Raw genomic sequence first — 19,481 nt, 5'->3', positions numbered from 1 at the left:
GGTGATCTCATCGTCCCCGGGGACGCGGGCGGCGTCGTCGTGTTCGCCCACGGGAGCGGCTCGAGCCGCCGCTCGCCCCGCAACGTCGCGGTCGCCGAGCGCCTGAACGTCGCCGGGCTCGCGACGCTGCTGTTCGATCTGCTCACGCGGGCCGAGGCGGCCGATCGCGCGCTGGTGTTCGACATCGAGCTTCTGGCGTCACGGCTCGGAGCAGCGATCGTCGCGGTGCGTGCTGCTGACGAAGTCCGGGCGCTGCCGTTAGGACTGTTCGGCGCGAGCACCGGTGCGGCCGCCGCGCTCGTGGCATCGACGTTCGACGAGGCGAACGTGGGAGCGATCGTTTCACGGGGCGGGCGTCCCGATCTGGCCGGCGACGTGTTGCAACGCGTGACGGCGCCGGTGCTCCTGATCGTCGGATCCAACGACCCCGACGTTCTCGATCTGAACCGCGTTGCAGCTGAGCGGATCCGCGCCGAGACTCGCGTCAAGGTCGTGCCCGGCGCCACACACCTGTTCGAGGAGCCCGGCGCGCTGGAGATCGTCGCGGACCTGGCGACGTCCTGGTTCGTTCGGAACCTCGGCGAACGGGTACGGTCGGCGTGATGATCCGTATCGGTACGAGCGGCTGGCAGTACCGGGACTGGCGGGGCGTCCTCTACGACGACGGTCTGCCTCAGGACCGGTGGCTCGAGCGGTACGCAGAGGTGTTCGACGTCGTCGAGGTGAACAACTCCTTCTACCGCCTGCCGGAACGCGCGACATTCGAGAGGTGGCGCGCCCGCACGCCGAACCGGTTCACGTTCGTCGTCAAGGCCAGCCGGTACCTCACGCACCTGAAGCGGCTCAGGGAGGCCGAGGACGGGGTGAAGCTCTTCTGGGAGCGTGCGACGGGCCTCGACTCGAAGCTCGGGCCCGTTCTGTTCCAGCTGCCGCCGCGGTTTCCGGCCGACGTCGCGCGGCTTCGTGACTTCGTCTCGTGGCTGCCGCGGGAGATGCGGGCCGCGTTCGAGTTCCGCGATACGTCGTGGCTGAAGGACGAGGTGCTCGGTGTGCTCGACGATGGGGGATATGCGTTGGTCCTCGCCGACCGGCCGGGATTCCGAGGACCGCTGGTCGTGACCGGTGGCTGGTCGTACATCCGATTCCACCAGGGCACAGGTGTCGGGCCGGACTACCGGAGGAGCAAGCTGCGGCGATGGGCCGAGCGGATCTCGACGCTACCCGCGCGAGAGGTTTGGGCGTTCTTCAACAACGATCACGGCGGCGCCGCCGTTCGAGACGCGTTGTTCCTGCGAGACGTGCTCGGGCGGAGCGAGCAACGCGTGGCCTGAGGCGAGCTACCCGTCGCCGCGAAGGTGTCGAGCCCGGTCGAGTGAGTCCTCGATCGAATCCATCACTTTGGCCGCGAGTTCCGCTGCGTCGTCTGAGGCGTCGACCCTGAGCGGGGGGCCGAAGGCGACGGCGACCGTGGTGCGCCAAGGGCGGTTCCAGCAGAGGCCTTGGCGAGGCCATCGATGTTGGGTTCCCCAGATGGCGACGGGTACGATCGGTACCTCGGCCGCGCGCGCGATCCGGCCGACGCCGGTCCGGCCACGTTGCATGCCGTCGTCGGGAGCCGCGTTGACCCGACCCTCGGGGAAGATGCCGGCGACCGCGCCGGAGCGAACGGTACCCACCGCCTCGTCCAGCGCGCGATCATCTCCCGTGCCGCGGTGGATCGGTATCTGACGAAACAGCCGCAGGATCCACCCGTACGCAGGTCGCTCGAAGAATTCCGCTCCCGTGACGAACCGGGTCATCCGGTAGCGTTCCCGTGCGATGACGACGGCGAGGATCGGGCCGTCCAAGGCGCTGACGTGGTTCGAAGCGACGATCGCCGCGCTGTCCCAAGGGACGTGCCCGGCCCCGACGACCCGGATGCGGAAGAGGGCGCGCGCAACTGGTCCGAGGACGGCGATCCCGAGACGCCACCACACGTTGAGGTCGCCGGGGCCTCGCATCGCGGCGGATGGTAGCGGGCAATTCGTCCCGGGATGGGTTTGCCGCCTCGATCGATGTCTGGCCTTCCGCCCGCTCCATATACTGCGGGACCCGTGGACGTCAGAGCCTTTGAGCAGCACGCCGCCGAACGCTATGACGAGTTCGTCTCGCTTCTCGAGCGGATGGTCAACGTCGACTGCGGTTCCTACACAACGAAGGGCGTGAACGAAATCGCCGATCTGTGTCAGGCCCGATTCGAGAACGGCGGATGGAAGGTCGACCGCCGCGACCATCGTCCTGCAGAAGGCGAGGCGCAGCTCGGCGACATGGTCATCGGACGTCTCGATGGAACCGGGCGAACGCGCATCCTGATGATCGGTCACATGGACACGGTGTTCGATCTCGGAACCGCCGCGGCCCGGCCGTTTCGCGTCGACGGCGACCGCGCGTTCGGGCCTGGGGTGTCCGACATGAAGGGTGGGCTCCTCACAGGCTTCTTCGCGGTGGAGTCGCTGCAGTCGGTGGGGTTTGACGGGTTCGGAAGCATCACGTACATCTGCAACCCGGACGAGGAGATCGGATCTCCCTGGTCGCGAGAGGTGATCCGCGCCGAGGCGACGAACGCCGACGTGGCGTTCGTCCTCGAAGGGGCGAGGGAGAACGGCGACGTGGTCAGCTCGCGCAAGGGCGTGAGCGACTATCGGATCGAGCTCGTCGGTCGCGCCGCGCACGCGGGTGTCGAACCCGAGCGCGGACGGAGCGCCATCCTCGAGGCGGCGCACAAGACGATCGCCCTCCACGCGCTCAACGACCGTTGGCCCGGCGTGACCGTGAACGTCGGTATCCTCGAGGGCGGCACGCGCCCGAACGTGGTGGCCGAGCGTTGCTCGATGCACGTCGACGTCCGCAGCCCCCACGAAGACACGCTCGTCTTGGCCGAGACCGAGGTCGAGCGCGTCGCGAACGAGCGAACCGTCCCCGACGTTGAAACCACGATCATCGGCGGCAAGTGGCACCGCCCGATGGAGAAGCGCGAGGGTGGCGCGAAACTCGCCGCGCTCGCCGCCGACGTCGCTCGAGAGCTCGGCTTCGAGCTCCGCGACGCGTCGACAGGTGGGGCGTCCGACGCGAACACGACGTCCGCCGCGGGAGTCCCCACGCTCGACGGGCTCGGTCCCATCGGCGGCGACGACCACGGCCCGCGCGAGTGGATCGACGTCTCTAGCGTCGTTCCGAGGATCTCGTTGCTCGCCGGCCTGGTCTCCAAGCTCGACGATTCCTTCTGACCGATCGGCCCGTGGCCGATCGCGGCCGTCGACACGGCGCTCGGAACGAGGTTGTTCGGGGGAAGTGCAGCTACTCGCGCGTCGTTACCTTCGACGCGCGGGTGTACTGGCCCGGTGTTCGCCCGCGGGCTTGGGCGAGCCGCCACGCGAGCAACTGCACGGGAATGATGGACACGGCCGAGATCAGCGCGCGGTCGAGATAGCCGGTCGCGACGGCGCGCGCGCGCTTCGGCGCCTCCCCGTCGGGCGTCACGACGAGAACGTTCGCGCCGGTATCGATGAGGTCGGCGGCCAGTCCAAGATCGAGTCGCCGTGTCTCGGGTTCGGTGGCGAGGACGATCGCCGTCATGGACGGTCCGGCGAGCTCCAGCGGACCGTGACGGAACGCGCCGGCCTCGAAGGACTCCGCCATCACGCCGGATTCCTTCAACGTGAGCGCGCCCATCTCGGTCGCGGCGCGTGCCGGGCCACGGCCGAGGATCACCATCAGCTCTCGCCCGCCGTGCCACTCGGCGAGATCCGCAGCGGTGCGTTCGGGATCTTCGAGCAAACGCTCGGCCGAGAGCGCGGCGCCCTCCGCTGCGGTCCGCGTCCGATCGACCGCCGTGTCGACGCTGTCGCCGGCGAGCAGACGCGCGATCCCCGAAAGCGTCGCCATCGCCGCGGCGAACGTCATCGTCGACGGGCCGACCTCCCTGCCCGCCCACGTGTCGAGCTTGACGTCCGACCGACGGGCGAGGTCGTTGTCGAGACCGTTCGTGATCGAGATGACGAAGGGTCTCAGGCGTTGCTTGGCGATCGCGCTGACGAGCTTGACGATCTCGGCGCTCTCGCCCGATTGGCTGACGATCACGACGAGCGTCTTGGCGTTCAGGATCGGCCGGCGGAAGTGCAAGAGCTCGGCGGTGTCGACGAGGAGCGACGAAACGCCTCGGCCCGCCAGGTCGTTCACCGCCGGGTAGCACGCGTCGTATGAGCTCCCCATGCCGGTGAACACGATCGTCGGCGAAACGGACGCCGCCTCGCGAACGCGGTCGAGATGGTCGCGCTGGTCGAGGAGCGCGGCCGCGGCGCGCCGCATCGCGTCCGGCTGGCCGGCGATCTCGGCGAAGAACGGGTCGGAAAATCCGTCGAGGGAACGCATGGCTACCGAGTCTACGTGCCCGGTCGGCGCCGGAATCTGAGCATCGCCACTGTCATCGGCCACTTCGTCGTCCAGCCGCCAGCGCGTCGTGGGTCAGCGCACGTCGGACGCGTTCCTTCGTCTGGCTCGGCGCATCGAGGCGATCGAGCCCCAGCAGCGCGGCCCCGACGACGGGCGGCACCATCAGCACCGAGACGTTCGCCGCGGGAGCGACCGACCGGACGCCGTTCTCGATCCGCTCGAAGAACGGTCGATAGCCGTTTCGGAAGATGCCGCCTCCCAAGACCACGTCGACGTCGAGTTTCGACATTCGAAGCTTCTTGATCGCGGCGCCGGCCATCGTGGCCACCTCGTCCGCCTGGCGCTCGACGAGCGATCGCGCCACCAGATCACCCTCCGCTGCGACCCGGAACACCACCGGGGCGAGCGTCGCCACCCGCTGCACGCCGATCTCGCCCGAGTACAGCGCCTCCATGACCTGATGAGGTCCCCTCAGCCCGAAGTGCACCGGAACCGCGGTTGCCAGGACGGTCCGCTTCCCGCGACCGTCGTGCGCGCGCATCGTGTGCCAGACGGCTTTCTCGCCCAGGTCCGAACCGCCGCCCCAGTCGCCGGCGATCCACCCGAGCGCCGGCAATCGGAAGGTTCGTCCATCGGGTGCGACCGCCGCGCAGTTCGTGCCGAACCCACAGACTATGCCCACGCCCCACGTTCGGTCCGTGCCCGCGCGAAGGACCGCGAACGTGTCGTTGCGAAGCAGCGTGTCGTCGGTCCACTTTCGCGCTCGGAGCCACTTGAGGATTCGCCGCTCGTCGGCGGAGAGGTCGGCCCCGGCGACGCAGAACACGCCCACGCGCGCGACAGGGCCGCTCGACGGATCGAGTCCCACCGCGTCGAACACCGCGTTGACGGCCGCTTCCAGTCGCTCCAGGTAGTCGGGATCACGGCCGTCGCTCCCGACAGGGGGCACGCGAGCCGAACCGAGCAGCTCGCCGTCGGCCCCCAGGACGACCGCGTCCATCTTCGAGCCGCCGCCGTCGATCGCCAGAACCGCCGCCGGTTTCACGGCAGAGCGTCCAGCTCGTCGACGGTGACGAGCGTCGCGCCCGCGCGGGTGAGGCCGTCGACGATCGAGGCGATCGCCCCCGACGTGGCGTCTGGCCACGTATGAAGGAGGACGACCGCGCCGTCTCCGCGTTCGAGCGCGCGAGCGGTTGTGTCGTGGGCAACATCGCCGGCCGTTCGCGACGGCTCCCAGTCCGACGGCTCGACGTTCCAGTGCACGTTCCGATAGCCGATCCCGTCGAGGAGCGAGAGCACGCGATCGTCGTCGTAGCCGTCGCCGAACGGGCAGCGGAACCACGGCTTCGTGTCGGCCCCGGTGATCGTCGCGATCGTGCGCTCGGCATGCGCGACATCTGCCCGAACGCCGTCGTCGCTGAGCAACGTCATCCGCGCGTGGTACGCGGAGTGGTTGCCGATCAGGTGGCCTTCGGCCGCGATCCGTCGAGCGACGACCGGCTCGGCTTCAGCCCATCGCGACTGGACGAAGAACGTGCATCGGACGCCGGCCGCCGCGAGCTCGTCGAGGATGCGCCCGGCGTTCACTTGCGACCACGCCGATCGGTCCGGGTGCTCCGCGTCGAAGGTGAGGGCGACGCGTATCACGTGAGGTCGTCCCGAACTGCATGTCGCAGCTTGCGGAGCCACGCCGCGAGCGCGGGGACCTGGTACGACGCGTTCAGCCCGCTCGGGTTGGGAAGCACCCAGACGCGAGCTCCGCCGAACGTCTCGTCCTGCGGCCCGAGTTGGGCCTTCGGCCGACCGAACGCGGCACGGTACGCGCCGATGCCGAGGAAGGCCACGACACGAGGTCGCGCCCGCCGGACCCGCAGCTCGAGCGCGTGTGTGCCCGCCCGCAGCTCGTCACGCGACAGCTCGTCCGCTGTCGCAGTCGCGCTGTCGACGATGTTGGTGACGCCGGCCCCGAGTTTCAGTAGATCGCGCTCGTCGAACGGCGAAAGGACGCGATCCGTGAACCCGCTCGCGTGCAACGCTTTCCAGAATCGGTTGCCGGGACGTGCGAAATGGTGCCCGACCGCGCCCGAGTACAGCCCCGGATTGATCCCGACGAACAGCACGTCGAGTCCCGGCGCGAGCACGTCCGGCACCGTCGCGCCGCGTGCGGCCGCGAGCTGTTCGCGCGTCGGCTTCCATGGAACCTCCCGCTGGTGGGCGGCCGAGCCCGTTCGGCGAGCCATCCGGCCGGCCGCTACGGAGCGGGTGGGAGCACCGATACGCCGGCGCTCACACCGACGCCGACATCGCGCGAGCGCGCTCGAGCGCCTGGCCGGTGGCGGGATCGAAGAAGTGGAACCGCCCCGGATCCACGGACAGGCGAGCGGTAGCGCCGGGGCGGATCTTGCTCCTGGCGTCGACTCGCGCGCAGAAGCGAGCTCGCTCGTGGATCTCCGCCATGAGCTGCACGGCGTCGTCTTCCACGTCGGTCGCCGCGGCCAGCGTGTCCTCGGTCAGGACCGGAGGCGCCTGGACCGGGAAGATGACATTCATCTCCGAGCCGAGCTCCTCGGTGACCTCGGCGGTCACCTCGATGGTGGGGCGGCGCGCGTCGTGCCAGACGTCCGCGTCCTCGAAGTCGGCCGGTCGGATCCCCAGGATCACGGTCCCACCGGCGGCGTCCGGGAGCCCGTTCGGGAGCGCAATCTCGTGTTCGCCGAACGCGACCCTTCCATCGGAGACGGTCGCCTCCACCAGGTTCATGGGCGGCGAACCGATGAACGCCGCCACGAACAGGTTGGCAGGACGCGAGTACAGGTTCTGCGGCGTGTCGATTTGCTGCAACATCCCGTCTCGCAGGACGGCGACCCGGTGGCCGAGCGTCATAGCCTCGACCTGGTCGTGCGTGACGTAGAGCGTCGTCGTCCCCAGACGCTCGTGAAGCCGGGCGAGCTCGGCGCGCATCTGAACGCGGAGCTTGGCGTCGAGGTTCGACAGCGGCTCGTCCATGAGGAAGGCTTGCGGTTCGCGCACCATCGCGCGTCCCATCGCGACGCGCTGCCGTTGGCCCCCCGAGAGCTCCGCCGGCTTGCGTTCGAGCAACCGCTCCAGCCCGAGGGTCGTCGCGACGTCGTGAACGCGCCGTCGGATCTCGTCCTTGGGTCGCCGCGACAGCCTCAGGCCGAACCCAATGTTCTGCTCTACGGTCATATGCGGATACAACGCGTAGTTCTGGAACACCATCGCGATGTCGCGTTCCTTCGGTGGCAGGTCCGTGACCTGCGTGTCACCGATGTTGACCTCGCCGGCCGTGACGTCCTCCAGCCCGGCGACGATCCGCAGGATCGTGGACTTGCCGCACCCAGAGGGACCGACCAACACCATGAACTCGCCGTCGCCGATCTCGAGCGAGACGTCGTCGACCGCGATGACGTCATCGCCGAAGACTTTCGTTACGTTCTCGAGGACGATCCGCGCCATCGTCAGCCCCCTCGGCGTCGCGGAGAGTCTCCGCGCGCTCCCGATCCGGCGTCAAGGGCAATCAGGAAAGTTTCCTAACGATTTCGATGGACGAGTGTACGATGCCCGCCGACGTGGGCGTCAAGATCGCGGTCGTCGGTGGCGGGAGCACGTACACGCCCGAGCTGGTCGAGGGCTTCGTCACCCGTGACGACCGTTTGACGGTCGACGAGCTCGTTCTCCTCGATGTGGACGCCAAACGCCTCGACGTCGTGGGCGGTCTCGCTGATCGGATGCTCCGCCGCGCGGGGTGGACCGGGACGCTCGTCCGGACGTCGCGGCGCGACGAGGCGCTCGACGGGGCGCAGTTCGTCATCGTGCAGCTCCGCGTCGGCGGCCAGGCTGCGCGGCTGAACGACGAGACGATCCCTTTGCGGTTCGGCTGCGTTGGGCAGGAGACCACCGGGCCGGGAGGGTTCGCCAAGGCGCTCCGAACCGTTCCGGTCGTGCTCGAGCTCGCGGAGGAGATCGAGCGCCGTGGGGCGCCGGGGGCCTGGCTCGTCGACTTCACCAACCCGACGGGGTTGATCACGCAGTCGCTTCTCGACAGGGGACACCGCGCCCTGGGGCTGTGCAACGTGGCGATCAACATGCAGCGGGGGGTCGCGAAGCAACTGGGCGTGGAGCCCGAACGCGTCCAGCTCGAGCACGTCGGGCTGAACCACCTGTCGTGGGAGCGAGCAGTGTTCGTCGACGGCGTCGACCGGTTGCCCGAGCTGCTCGGCACCGATATGGACAGCGTCGCGGAGCAGAGCGAGATGCCCGCCGAGCTGCTCGCCGCGCTCCGAGCCGTGCCCAGCTCGTACTTGCACTACTACTACTTCACGAACGAGGTGCTCGAGCGCCAGCGTTCGGGAGGCACTCGCGCCGAGGAGGTCATGCGGATCGAGGCCGGGCTGCTCGAGCTGTACCGCGATCCGTCGCTCGACGTGAAGCCGAAGCTGCTCGAGCAACGCGGCGGCGCCTATTACAGCGACGCGGCGGCGGCGCTCGTCGCCTCGTTGCACGCCGGCACGGGGGACGTGCAGGTGGTCGACGTCCGCAACGACGGCGCGATCCCCAACCTGCCGACCGACGCGGTGGTGGAGGTTGCCGCGACGATCGACCACGACGGCGCGCACCCCCTCCACGTCGCCCCGCTCGCCCCTGAGATGCTCGGCCTCGTCGAGCACGCGAAGGCGTACGAGCTCCTCACGATCGACGCCGCGACGTCCGGCGACCGTGTTCTCGCGCTCAAGGCGCTGATGACTAACCCCCTCGTCGGTGGCTACGACGTCGCCCGCCCGCTGCTCGACGCGCTCCTCGAAGCCAACCGCGAGCACTTGCCGCGGTTCTTCCCGAACTAGGCGGGCAGCTCGTCGGCGTTCCGCTGCACCTTGGTCAGCGCTTCGACGACGTCCTGGACGCCGCGGGAGCCGTCGCGGAACACGTTCTCCATCAGGTACACGGATTCGCGCAGGCCCGCCGCCTCGGCAACGGGAAATGACATCCGCTGCGGATCCAACCGATCGGCATGCTCGACGGCGACGGGCAGCCGCGAAAGCGACGTCTGGAACAGCTCGTACCGGCTCATCGGCGGGTACTGGACCTCGGCCGGGATGCCCTCGGCCTCGAGCGCTGCGCACACGACCTCGTTCGTCCGGCCGCCGAACGAGTCTGGATCGATGGCGAAGATGTAGTTGTAGAAGCTCCATCGGGTGATCCGTTCGTCGGCCGGCATGACGCGGACGCCCGGGACGTCAGCGAGCAATCGCTCCAGTTCCTTCCCCGCCTCGGCCCGCTCGCGCTGCTGTTCGGGGAACCGTTCCATGCCGACCACCAGGAGCGCGGCGTGGAGCTCGCCCAACCGGTAGTTCGCGCCGAACGTGAACTCCTTCTCGTCCGGGTCCTTCGCTCGACCGCAGTCCACGATCGAGTGCGCGCGCCTGGCGAGGTCGTCGTCGTTGGTGAGGAGCGTGCCGCCCTCGCCTGAGGTGAGGATCTTCGAGGACTGGTGGCTGAACGAGCCGAACTCTCCGATGCACCCCGCGCCGCGACCGCGCCACTGCTGTCCCGGCGCGTGCGCGCAGTCCTCGACGACGGCGAGGCCGTGGCGTCGCGCGATCCCCTCGAGCCGGTCCATGTCCGCCATCTGATGGCCGAGGTGGACGGGCATGATGGCGCGCGTTCGGTCGGTGATCGCCGCCTCGACCTGGTCCGGATCGATCGTCCACGTCCGCGGCTCGACATCCACGATGACCGGGACCGCTCCCGACGCCATCGGCGCGTAGGCCGTCGCCGCGAACGTCAGGGCGGGAACGATCACCTCGTCGCCCCAGCCGATGCCGAGCGCCTTGAGCGCCACCTCCATCGTGACGGTGCCGTTCGCCATCAGGACGCCGTGCCGCGCGCCCTGGTACGCGGCGAACGCGTCCTCGAAACGCTCGGCGTTCGGACCGGGCTCGGGGAACCCTCCCCAGTACCCACTCTTGACCACGGTCGTGACCGCCTCGACGTCACGTTCGTCGCAAACGGGCCACGAGGGGTAGGACGTGGCCCTGACGGGTGTGCCGCCGTTCATCGCCAGCTCGGGCATCTCCGCAACTCCTTCCGATGGGCGGTGCTAGCGTCCGCGCGGTGAGCGTCCCACATCCTCGGCTTCGGTTGGACGACGTCGCCGGTGGCGTCCGCGTCGACCATCTGGCGCGGGGGTTCCCGGCGAAGGACGTCGCGCTGCGCGAGGTCGCGATGCAGGGGTGGACCTTCGACGACCTCGAACCTCCCGTGCTGCTCCTTCGCGAGGACGCGCTTCGCCACAACCTCGCGTTGATGGCGGCGTTCTGCGACCGCTCCGGCGTTGACCTGGCGCCGCACGGCAAGACGTCGATGGCGCCGCAGCTCTGGGCCAGACAGCTCGAGGCCGGTGCGTGGGGCATCACTGCCGCGACGGCCTCGCAGGCGCGCGTGATGCGCGAGGTCGGGGTACGGCGGATCGTGATCGCGAACGAGCTCGTCGATCGCGCGTCGATCGCGTGGGCGGCGAACGCGCTCCGCGACCCCGAGGTCGAGCTCCTCTGCTATGTCGACTCGGCGCGCGGGGTGGAGACCCTCGACGCGCGTTTAGCCGACGCGAACGCACCGAGACGACTCGACGTTCTCGTCGAGCTCGGCTTTCTCGGCGGCCGCACCGGCGCGAGAACGGTGGAGGAGGCGATCGGCGTGGCCGAACGCGTTCGTGCATCGAGCACGCTTCGGCTGGCCGGTGTCGCCGGGTACGAAGGACTCGTCTGCCGGGACCGGTCGGAGGCATGCCTCGATCGCGTCCGCGAGTATCTCGACGCGGTGCGCGGCCTCGGCGAGGCGCTCGTGAAGGGTGGCGGGTTGGACGATGGTGTCGTCCTCACCGCCGGCGGAAGCGCGTTCTTCGACGTGGTCGTGGAACGCCTCCACGACATGTGGCCCGGCCATGTGCCCGCGCGGGTCATCCTGCGGTCCGGTTGCTACCTGACGCACGATTCCGGAATGTACGAGCGGTTGTCGCCGTTCGCCGGCCAGTCCGAGAGCGCCTCGCGGTTCCGCTCGGCCATGGAGGTGTGGGGCCCGGTGCTGTCGCGACCGGAACGCCGGATGGCGATCGCGGGGTTCGGGCGTCGCGACGTTCCATTCGACCAGGGCATGCCGATCCCCATGGCCGTCAGGTCGAGCTCAGGCGAGGAGCGACCGCTCGACGGCTGCGTCGTGACGGACCTCAACGATCAGCACGCGTTCATCCGTGTCGAGGAGGACGTCGCGCTCGACGTCGGCGATCTGGTGAAGTGTGGTATCTCGCACCCGTGCAGCGCCTTCGACCGATGGCGGGTGATCCCGGTGCTCGACGCGAACGATCGCGTTGCCGACGCAGTGGCCACGTTCTTCTGAGCTGCTCCGAGGGTCATCGGACCGCGATCGCGTCCCCGACCATTCCGGCGGCATCAGCACCGCACCTCGCGCCTTGGACGAGCGCGTCGCGAGGCGGAACCCCGTTGAGCCGCGCCGCCACGTACCCGGCGTTGAACGCGTCGCCCGCGCCGACGGGATCGACGTCGTGTACGCGCTGGGGAACGACCTCGTGCCACTCGCCCTCCTCGTCGAGGACGCCTGCGCCGCGTTCACCGCGCTTCACGGCGACCTCGCGGGGACCCAACGCGAGACAGGCGTGAGCGAGCGCTTCACCGGACAGGTCGCCGGCGAGTTCGGCGAGCTCACGCTCGCCGCCGAGGAGCACGTCCGCGCGCTCGACGAGCGGCGCGATGAGCTCCTTGGCGCGATCGGATCCCCACAGGCCGGAGCGGATGTTGGGGTCGACCACGCGCAGGCCGGTCGCTCGGTCGAGCAACGCGATCGCCGCGCGCTGGGGATCGGGACCGATCAACGCGGTGATCCCCGTTACCAGGGCGGCGCGAGCCTCCTCGACCGGCACGGCGTCCAGGTCGCTCGGGCCGAGGGCGCTCGCCGCGGATCCGCCGCGGTAGTAGACGACCGTGCCGCGCGTGTCGCGAAGCATCAACCCCGTCGGACGATCCGGATCCCAGCGGACCCATCGGACGTCGACGCCGCAGCCATCGATCGATTCATGGACGCGCCGTCCGGCGACGTCGGCCCCGAGACGGCTGACCCACGCCGCGCTCACGCCGAGGCGAACGAGGCCGGCGCACGTGTTCGCCTCAGCGCCGCCGAACGTCACGTGTAGTGTCTGCGACTCCGCGAGCGGCCCATCCGTCGCGACCAGGGAGAGCATCGTCTCTCCGAGAGCGATCACGTCAGGGGTGCGCATTGCTTCGCTCGCAGCGATAGGAACGTGGCTTGACTCGCCGAAGCGAGCGAGCGTAGCATCCGCCGGAATAGTTAGGAAACTTTCCTTAGGAACTCTAAGCAAAGACACTCGAGCGGAGGGGGCGACCGACGAGTCCTGGCGGATCCGTTGCTGTCGGCACGCCGAGACTGCTTCGCGCGATCAACGAGCGCATCGTGCTCGAGGCCATCCGGGAGCGGGGGCCGATCTCGAGAGCGCAGATCGCTCGCGCCACCGGTCTGTCGAAGCCGACGGTCTCGCAAGCACTCATGGCCCTGACGTCCTCGCGGCTCGCGCGCGAGGCCGGCCGGTCGTCCGGCGGGAAGGGACCGAGCGCCGTCTTGTACGAGCTGAACGCGCGAGCCGGCTGGGTCGTCGGGATCGACGTGGGCCGTGCGTGGGTCCGCGCTGCGTTGGCGGATCTCACAGGAGAGATCGTCGCTCGGCGGGACGAACGGGCTCGGGTGCGGAGCTCTCAGACGCTCATCTCTCAGCTCGGCGAGATCGCTCGAGCGCTCGCCGATGAAGCCGGGTTGCGGTGGCGCCACGTGACGTTCGCGACGATCGGCAGTCCCGGCGTCTTCCATCCCGAGCTCGGACAGGTCGCGCTGGCGCACAGCCTGCCGGGGTGGGGGCGTCAGGGTCTCGTCGAAGCCGTGCAGCGCGAGCTCGGGACGAATATCGCGTTCGAGAACGATGTGAACCTCGCCGCGCTCGGGGAGCTATGGCGCGGGTTGGGGAAGGATGTCGAGCACTTCGTGGTGGTGCACGTCGGCACCGGCGTGGGCGTCGGTCTCGTCCTGAACGGCGAGCTGTATCGGGGGAGCAGCGGCGCCGCTGGCGAGATCGGCTACCTGCCGCTGGTGGGGACGCAGCCCTACGAGCCCGAGAGCCGCAAGCGCGGCGCTCTCGACGCGGTCGCCGGGGCGTCGGGCGTCGTATCCGCGGCTCGGCGGCTGGGGATGGCGCCTCCGCTCACGGCGAAGAACGTGTTCTCGGCGGCCCGTCGCGGAGACCGCACCGCGATGCGCGTCGTAGCTGATCTTGCAAGACGGATCTCGCTCGCCGTCGCCGCGGTGGCCTCGGTCGTCGATCCGGAGCTGGTGATCCTCGGCGGCGGGATCGGCTCCAACGGTGATCTGTTGCTCGAGCGAGTCGAGCGCGAGATCGAGCAGCTCTCGCCGTTCCGGCCACGGATCGAGGTGTCCGTGCTCCGCGAAGACGCGACGCTGAACGGTGCCGTGTGGATGGCGTTGCAGGCAGCTCAGGATCGGCTGTTCGACCGCGGGGAGGTGCCTGCCTAGCGAAGATCGGGCGGGGCGAAGAGTATTCGGTGACGTGGGGGCAACAGAGGGAGGCGACATGAAACGTGGGTTGATCGTGGTGGCGACGTTCGCACTGGTGGCCGCGGCCTGCACGGCCGGCGGCGAGGACGAGGGTCCGGCGGAGACGGCGCCGACCGGACCGCAGGAACCGGTCACGCTCGAGATGTGGGGTGCGTGGACGGGGCGTGAGCTGCGTCAGTTCAACCAGATCTTCGACGGGTTCACGGAGGAGCATCCGAACATCACCGTCAACAGCACGGGCGGCGTCGGCGATCAGAGGATCATCAACGCGATCAACGCGGGTGAGCCGCCTGACGTGGTGCTGTCGTTCACGCTCGACAACATCGGTCAGTTCTGTTCGTCGGGCGCGTGGCAGGACCTGACGCCGTTCATGGAGCGCGATCAATTCGACCTCGGACAGTTCCCTGACGCAGCGTTGTCATACACGAGCTTCGGGGGCAGCCAGTGCGCGCTCCCGTTCCTCACCGATGCGTACGGCCTGTACTACAACGTCGACATGTTCGAGGAGGCGGGGATCGAGGAACCGCCGACGACGTTCTCGGAGCTCGAAGACGTTGCCCGCGAGCTCACAGTGTTCGCCCCGAACGGCTCGATCGAACGCGCCGGCATCGTCATGTCGCTCGGCTATTACGAGACAACAGTCGTGACGGTGAGCACGCTGTTCGACGCCCAGTGGTACAGCGAGGACGGAACGCAGTCCGCGATCGACGACGACGCCGCGTGGGTGGAGATGTTCGAGTGGCAGCGCGATTTCATCGCCAACGTGTACGGCGAGGGCGACTTCGAGACCGGAGCCGCTCGCCTGGAAGAGTTCGTGGCCGGCCAGGGAGATGAGTTCTCCTCGGCCAACGACTTCCAGGACGGCCGCGTCGCCATGAACATGGACGGCGAGTGGCGGACGGCGTTCATCGCGGACGAGGTCCCCGACATGAACTACGCCACTGCGCCCTTCCCCGTTCCGGATGACCGCGCGGACTCGTACGGCGTCGGCCAGATCGGCGGCACGATCATCGGGATTCCTCGTGGCTCCGCGCACCCAGAGGAAGCCTGGCTGCTCCTGCAGTACATGGCGACGAACACCGACACGCTCGTGTACATGGCGAACAACGTGAGGAACGTCCCGACGACATTCGACGCCCTGGAGTCCCCGGATCTCGACGTCACGCCGCAATTCGAGACGTTCCTCGAGATCTTCCAGCACCCCGAGTCGCACTACAAGGAACACTCCGCGATCGGTTCGGCCGACCAGACCACGCTGGCCGACTTCGCCGCGCGGTGGCAGACGGGACGGACCGACGACCTCGAGGGCGGCTTGGCGCAGGTCGCGCAACAGATCGACGACCAGCTCGCGCAGGCCTAGAGAACTAGAGCCCAGGAGAGGGGGAGCTCGATCACGGGCGTCGCTCAGGGCCAGATTCGGACGGCTCGGGCCGGGGCCGGCGTCGTACGACGCCGGCCCCGCCCCCGCAACGTCAAACGCGGCCTCACCATCCTGCTGTTCATGTCGCCGTGGATCGCGGGATTCTTGTTCCTGATCCTCTATCCCATGGTGTCGTCGCTGTACTTCTCGTTCACCAAGTACTCGCTGCTCACGTCTCCCGAGTGGATCGGAACCGAGAACTACCGGTTGCTGTTCACGCGCGACCCGTTCTTCTGGGAGGCGATCCGCAACACGCTATGGATCATCGGTGTCGGTGTCCCGTTGCGGATCGTATTCGGCGTCTTCACGGCGTGGCTTCTCACGCTCCCACGAAAGGGCTCGCGCGTGTATCGGACGATCTACTTCCTGCCGTCGATCGCGCCGCCGGCGGCCGCGGCGCTCGCCTTCGTCGTCGTGTTCAACCCGCGATTCGGACCGATCAACCAGATCCTCCGGGGGATCGGCATCGGCGATCCACCGCTGTGGTTCCACGGGCCCGGGACGTCCAAGTGGGGTCTGATCATCCTCGGCCTATGGGGGATCGGCGACGCGATGATCATCTTCCTCGCCGGGCTCCTCGACGTCCCCAGCCAGCTCTACGAGGCCGCCGATATCGAGGGCGCGAGCGGGTGGCAGAAGTTCCGGCACGTCACGCTGCCCATGATCTCCCCCGTCATCTTCTTCTCCCTGGTGATCGGCGTGATCTACGGCTTCCAGCTGTTCACGCAGGCGTACGTCGTCGCACTGTCGGTGGCGGGGACGTCGATCGCCGAGGGCGCGCAGAACCTCGGAGCGCCCGAGGGCTCGATGCTGTTCTTCTCGATCTACCTCTTCCAGCAGGGCTTCCAGGCGTTCCGAATGGGATACGCCGCGGCGCTCGCCTGGGTGCTGTTCGCCATCACGATGATCTGCACGCTCGTGCTCATCAAGACTTCGCGCAGGTGGGTCCACTACCAAGGAGCGCTCCGATAGCCACAGTCGCCACCGCTCGCCCTCGACGGAGATCCGTCGCCGAGATCCGGCGCCGGCCCGTACCGGACGACGTGCGCCGCAGGCAGTTCCTGCTGACCATCGCCCGGCATTCCGTGCTGATCGCCTTCTGCGTGATCTTCCTGGCACCGTTCGTGTTCATCACGCTCACCGCGGTGATGACGGATCACCAAGCCGTCACGCCGTCGTTCTGGCCGGACCCGTTCCGCTGGGTGAACTTCGCCGAGGTCTTCGACCGACTGCCGCTGATTCGCTACGCGTGGAACACGACGCAGATCGCCGTGGGATCCACGATCGGCATCCTCGTATCGTGTATCCCCGTGGCGTACGCGCTCTCGCGGATGCGTTGGCGAGGCCGGCAGTTCGCCTTCGTTCTCATTCTGTCCACGCTGATGCTGTCGGTCCAGGTGACGATCGTTCCGCTGTACATCATCTGGGTCCGTCTGGGGCAGGTCGGACATCTCACGCCGCTGATCCTGCCGAGCTTCCTGGGCGACGCGTTCTCCATCTTCCTGCTCAGGCAGTTCTTCCTCACGATTCCCGAGGAGCTGTCCGACGCCGCGCGCGTCGACGGAGCGAGCGAGTTCCAGATCATGACCCGGGTCATCGTGCCGCTGGCCAAGCCGGCCATCGCCGCTGTGGCGATCTTCAACTTCCTCTACAACTGGAACGATCTGTTCGCCCCGCTCCTGTTCGTCGGAGCGAACGAGAAGCTCTGGACGCTGACGATCGCGATGTCGGAGTTCAACCAGCGACACGGAACGGAGTGGAACCTCGTGATGGCCGCGTCGATCCTGTTCATGCTTCCGGTCATCATCCTGTTCTTCCTGGCGCAGCGGGTCTTCGTCGAGGGCGTCACGCTCACCGGCGTGAAGGGCTAGCGTCCCCTTTCGGTGATTCGAGTCGCCCTGCTGGGATCTGGCTACGTGCAGGAGTTCCACGCGCGCGCGGTGCACGAGCATCCGGGCGCGGAGCTCGTCGCCGTGGCCAACTGGCGTGAGCCGTCGGCGACGGCGCTCGCCGAGCGCTACGCGATCCCGCATGTGACGGCGGACTGGAACGAGATCGTCGAGGCAACCGATGTCGACGCGGCCGTCGTCGCGACGCCGAACGCGCTCCATGCCCCTCAGTCGGTTGCACTCCTTCGTGCCGGCAAGCACGTGATCGTGGAGAAGCCGATGGCGATGTCCGTGGGCGAATGCGACGAGATGATCGGCGCCTCTCGCGCGTCGGGCGCGTTCCTTATGGTCGCGCACTGCTGGCGGTTCCGGGACGAGGTGCGCGCGATGCGCGAGCGGGTGGCGTCGGGTGAGCTCGGCGAGGTCGTGAAGACGCGCGGGTACGGGGCCCACGCTACGTGGGGACCCGAGGGGTGGTTCGTCGACCCCGCGCTCGCCGGCGGCGGTGCGCTCGTCGACATGGGGGTGCACGCGATCGACACGGCGCGGTTCCTGCTCGGTGACCCGACGCCGAACCGCGTGTGCGCCGCGATCGGCACCCGCTTCGGCACGTACAAGGTCGACGACGACGGCATCCTGCTCATCACCTGGTCGAACGGAACGAACTCGGTCGTCGAGTCCGGATGGTGGCAACCCCACGTCGGTGGGCTCGAGGCCGACACCGAGGTGTACGGGACGAAGGGGTACGCTCGCATCTGGGATCCGGAGCCGCCGAGCGAGGACTACAAACACGACACGCAGCCGATGTACTCGGCTCAGATGGCGGAGTTCCTCGACGCGATCGCCGAGGGCCGTCAACCGCGCCCGTCGGGCGAGGTCGGACGCGTCGTGATGCAGGTGGTCGAGCATGCCTACCGCTCGGCCAGAGGGTGATGATCGCCCACCGACGGTGGCGGCAGGTCAGGCGGTGAGGCGGACGCAGGCCGCCGTCCTGGCGGCGGAGTCTTCGAACGCCGGCTGCCCCACGGCGGTTAGGAACTTCCACCGGTAGGCATCGGGCCGAAGTGCGATCTCGAGGATGCCGAACGAGTACGCCTGCGCGGCGGTGAGGTTCTGCGGCATGTCGCCGCTCGGTAGGGCGTACAGGCTGCGTCCGCCCGTTCCGACGACGAACTGCCGGATGCCCCGGTCGTGATCGAGCGTTCCCGAAGGATGCTGCGGCTTCCACCGCTGGTAGTTGTGCGAGTGTCCGCTGAGGACGACGTCCGCGCCGGCGTCATACAGAAGTTGCCACAGCGGCCGAATCGCCGCGGACGCGCCGCTCCCCGTCGAGAACGAGAAGAGCGGGTGATGCCAGTAGGCGAGCGTGCACGGGTACTCGCTGTCCGGGTGGTTTGCCAGGTCGCGCGTGAGCCACGTGTGCATCCGGTTGCCCGGCCCCGGGTCATTCGGATCGGCCGCGGGCCCGCACCCGCCCGGCGCGAAACACAGCTCCGAGTTGAGCGAGATGAGGTGCCAGCACGGGTCGTTCGGACACGCGCCGATATCGAACGAGTAGTAGCCGAGGCGGTTCGGCCCCCTGACGTCGTTGCCGAAGTACCGGAAGTACCCGCGAGGGACCGAGGACGGGCCGTTGGGGTACTCGTGGTTGCCCGGAGCCGGGCTGATGTTCGAGAGTGCGCGCCCCCACGTCGGGTCGAAGTAGGACTGGAACGCCCGGTACTCGCCCTGCTCGTACTGGATGTCCCCCAGCAAGAGCACCTCGGCGAGCCCCGTGCGGTGGATCAGATCTGACGTGTCGTCGTACTGACACAGGCCCGGCGTGGCGCTGCCGTTGGGATCGGACTCGCACGCGATGTCGCCGGCGGCGCCGATCACGAACCGCCCCGGGAGCCCGCGCGGGAGGAGGCGTTGGATGCGTGGGAGGTCCTGCCGCGCCACCGGCGACGCGTCCGATGTCGTCACGAACAGAGTCACGAGCGCGACGGCGAGCGCAAGGCGCGTCTTCACGAGATGACCCGATGATGGCGCCCCGGGCCCGGAGTGCCAAACGCCGCGGTGGAAGGGCC

18 protein-coding genes and 1 pseudogene are annotated in these 19,481 nt (G+C 68.5%); 10 read left to right on the top strand and 9 right to left on the bottom strand.

What is annotated here, in order from left to right; genetic code table 11:
- Nucleotides 1-30: 30 nt before the first annotated feature.
- A pseudogene (locus VFA08_04750) lies at nt 31-603 on the top strand (alpha/beta family hydrolase).
- Nucleotides 603-1,331, top strand: coding sequence for a DUF72 domain-containing protein (locus VFA08_04745; GenBank protein HYZ12898.1), 729 nt, complete (start codon nt 603-605; stop codon nt 1,329-1,331). Before VFA08_04750 ends, VFA08_04745 begins: the two are co-directional and overlap by 1 nt.
- A 6-nt stretch (nt 1,332-1,337) precedes the next feature.
- Here the strand turns inward: VFA08_04745 and VFA08_04740 are convergent, their stop codons facing one another.
- Nucleotides 1,338-2,000, bottom strand: a complete 663-nt coding sequence (locus tag VFA08_04740; GenBank protein ID HYZ12897.1) for a lysophospholipid acyltransferase family protein — start codon at nt 1,998-2,000, stop codon at nt 1,338-1,340.
- Nucleotides 2,001-2,093: 93 nt separating this feature from the next.
- Between VFA08_04740 and VFA08_04735 the strand changes: the two genes are divergently transcribed.
- A complete protein-coding gene (locus VFA08_04735; GenBank protein ID HYZ12896.1) occupies nt 2,094-3,266 on the top strand; it encodes a M20 family metallopeptidase in 1,173 nt (390 codons plus the stop codon).
- A 70-nt stretch (nt 3,267-3,336) separates the two neighbouring features.
- On the opposite strand, the gene VFA08_04730 is transcribed toward VFA08_04735, so the two are convergent.
- The 5 genes from VFA08_04730 to ugpC are packed head-to-tail and all read right to left on the bottom strand — an operon-like array spanning nt 3,337 to nt 7,908.
- Nucleotides 3,337-4,410 (bottom strand): SIS domain-containing protein, encoded by a 1,074-nt coding sequence (locus VFA08_04730; GenBank protein ID HYZ12895.1) that lies wholly within the window; start codon nt 4,408-4,410, stop codon nt 3,337-3,339.
- Nucleotides 4,411-4,462: 52 nt separating this feature from the next.
- Entirely contained in the window at nt 4,463-5,476 is a 1,014-nt protein-coding gene (locus tag VFA08_04725; protein HYZ12894.1) for a BadF/BadG/BcrA/BcrD ATPase family protein, read from the bottom strand.
- Nucleotides 5,473-6,078, bottom strand: a complete 606-nt coding sequence (locus tag VFA08_04720; protein ID HYZ12893.1) for a polysaccharide deacetylase family protein — start codon at nt 6,076-6,078, stop codon at nt 5,473-5,475. Before VFA08_04720 ends, VFA08_04725 begins: the two co-directional genes overlap by 4 nt.
- Nucleotides 6,075-6,671 (bottom strand): G/U mismatch-specific DNA glycosylase, encoded by a 597-nt coding sequence (mug, locus tag VFA08_04715; protein HYZ12892.1) that lies wholly within the window; start codon nt 6,669-6,671, stop codon nt 6,075-6,077. The genes VFA08_04720 and mug overlap by 4 nt, the downstream gene beginning before the upstream one ends.
- Before the next feature lie 46 nt (nt 6,672-6,717).
- A complete protein-coding gene (ugpC, locus tag VFA08_04710; protein HYZ12891.1) occupies nt 6,718-7,908 on the bottom strand; it encodes a sn-glycerol-3-phosphate ABC transporter ATP-binding protein UgpC in 1,191 nt (396 codons plus the stop codon).
- 101 nt (nt 7,909-8,009) lie between these two features.
- Here ugpC and VFA08_04705 point away from each other — a divergent pair, with 101 nt between their 5' ends.
- Nucleotides 8,010-9,293: a 6-phospho-beta-glucosidase gene (locus tag VFA08_04705; GenBank protein HYZ12890.1), complete on the top strand. Its 1,284-nt coding sequence runs from the start codon at nt 8,010-8,012 to the stop codon at nt 9,291-9,293.
- Here the strand turns inward: VFA08_04705 and VFA08_04700 are convergent.
- Nucleotides 9,290-10,522 carry a DegT/DnrJ/EryC1/StrS family aminotransferase gene (locus VFA08_04700; GenBank protein HYZ12889.1) on the bottom strand — a complete coding sequence of 411 codons (1,233 nt, stop codon included), beginning with the start codon at nt 10,520-10,522 and terminating at the stop codon, nt 9,290-9,292. The genes VFA08_04705 and VFA08_04700 overlap by 4 nt on opposite strands.
- 41 nt (nt 10,523-10,563) lie before the next feature.
- Here VFA08_04700 and VFA08_04695 point away from each other — a divergent pair, with 41 nt between their 5' ends.
- Nucleotides 10,564-11,844, top strand: coding sequence for an alanine racemase (locus VFA08_04695; protein HYZ12888.1), 1,281 nt, complete (start codon nt 10,564-10,566; stop codon nt 11,842-11,844).
- A gap of 13 nt (nt 11,845-11,857) precedes the next feature.
- On the opposite strand, the gene VFA08_04690 is transcribed toward VFA08_04695, so the two are convergent.
- Nucleotides 11,858-12,739, bottom strand: a complete 882-nt coding sequence (locus VFA08_04690; GenBank protein HYZ12887.1) for a sugar kinase — start codon at nt 12,737-12,739, stop codon at nt 11,858-11,860.
- 194 nt (nt 12,740-12,933) lie between these two features.
- On the opposite strand from VFA08_04690, the gene VFA08_04685 reads away from it, so the two are divergent.
- The 5 genes from VFA08_04685 (at nt 12,934) to VFA08_04665 (ending at nt 18,345) form a co-directional block, all read left to right on the top strand.
- Nucleotides 12,934-14,061 (top strand): ROK family transcriptional regulator, encoded by a 1,128-nt coding sequence (locus VFA08_04685; GenBank protein ID HYZ12886.1) that lies wholly within the window; start codon nt 12,934-12,936, stop codon nt 14,059-14,061.
- A 58-nt stretch (nt 14,062-14,119) separates the two neighbouring features.
- A complete protein-coding gene (locus VFA08_04680; GenBank protein ID HYZ12885.1) occupies nt 14,120-15,463 on the top strand; it encodes an extracellular solute-binding protein in 1,344 nt (447 codons plus the stop codon).
- Between the two features lie 141 nt (nt 15,464-15,604).
- Nucleotides 15,605-16,495, top strand: a complete 891-nt coding sequence (locus tag VFA08_04675; GenBank protein ID HYZ12884.1) for a sugar ABC transporter permease — start codon at nt 15,605-15,607, stop codon at nt 16,493-16,495.
- 71 nt (nt 16,496-16,566) lie between these two features.
- Entirely contained in the window at nt 16,567-17,394 is an 828-nt protein-coding gene (locus tag VFA08_04670) for a carbohydrate ABC transporter permease (GenBank protein HYZ12883.1), read from the top strand.
- Nucleotides 17,395-17,406: 12 nt separating this feature from the next.
- Nucleotides 17,407-18,345, top strand: coding sequence for a Gfo/Idh/MocA family oxidoreductase (locus VFA08_04665; protein ID HYZ12882.1), 939 nt, complete (start codon nt 17,407-17,409; stop codon nt 18,343-18,345).
- A gap of 27 nt (nt 18,346-18,372) precedes the next feature.
- Here the strand turns inward: VFA08_04665 and VFA08_04660 are convergent, their stop codons facing one another.
- A complete protein-coding gene (locus VFA08_04660) occupies nt 18,373-19,422 on the bottom strand; it encodes a metallophosphoesterase (protein ID HYZ12881.1) in 1,050 nt (349 codons plus the stop codon).
- Nucleotides 19,423-19,481: the final 59 nt, after the last annotated feature.

The organism is Actinomycetota bacterium, from assembly GCA_035640355.1.
Lineage (GTDB): Bacteria > Actinomycetota > UBA4738 > UBA4738 > HRBIN12 > CALGFI01.
The sequence above is the reverse complement of the archived record's forward strand: the minus strand, read 5'-3'. Positions and strand labels throughout refer to the sequence as shown.

Bases quoted from the DNA above. Each gene is read 5' to 3' on its own strand.
- VFA08_04730 (HYZ12895.1), bottom strand. From the start codon at position 4,410: ATGCGTTCCCTCGACGGATTTTCCGACCCGTTCTTCGCCGAGATCGCC.
- VFA08_04680 (HYZ12885.1), top strand. From the start codon at position 14,120: ATGAAACGTGGGTTGATCGTGGTGGCGACGTTCGCACTGGTGGCCGCG.
- VFA08_04745 (HYZ12898.1), top strand. From the start codon at position 603: ATGATCCGTATCGGTACGAGCGGCTGGCAGTACCGGGACTGGCGGGGC.
- VFA08_04705 (HYZ12890.1), top strand. From the start codon at position 8,010: ATGCCCGCCGACGTGGGCGTCAAGATCGCGGTCGTCGGTGGCGGGAGC.
- ugpC (HYZ12891.1), bottom strand. From the start codon at position 7,908: ATGGCGCGGATCGTCCTCGAGAACGTAACGAAAGTCTTCGGCGATGAC.
- VFA08_04740 (HYZ12897.1), bottom strand. From the start codon at position 2,000: ATGCGAGGCCCCGGCGACCTCAACGTGTGGTGGCGTCTCGGGATCGCC.
- VFA08_04690 (HYZ12887.1), bottom strand. From the start codon at position 12,739: ATGCGCACCCCTGACGTGATCGCTCTCGGAGAGACGATGCTCTCCCTG.
- mug (HYZ12892.1), bottom strand. From the start codon at position 6,671: ATGGCTCGCCGAACGGGCTCGGCCGCCCACCAGCGGGAGGTTCCATGG.
- VFA08_04700 (HYZ12889.1), bottom strand. From the start codon at position 10,522: ATGCCCGAGCTGGCGATGAACGGCGGCACACCCGTCAGGGCCACGTCC.
- VFA08_04675 (HYZ12884.1), top strand. From the start codon at position 15,605: ATGTCGCCGTGGATCGCGGGATTCTTGTTCCTGATCCTCTATCCCATG.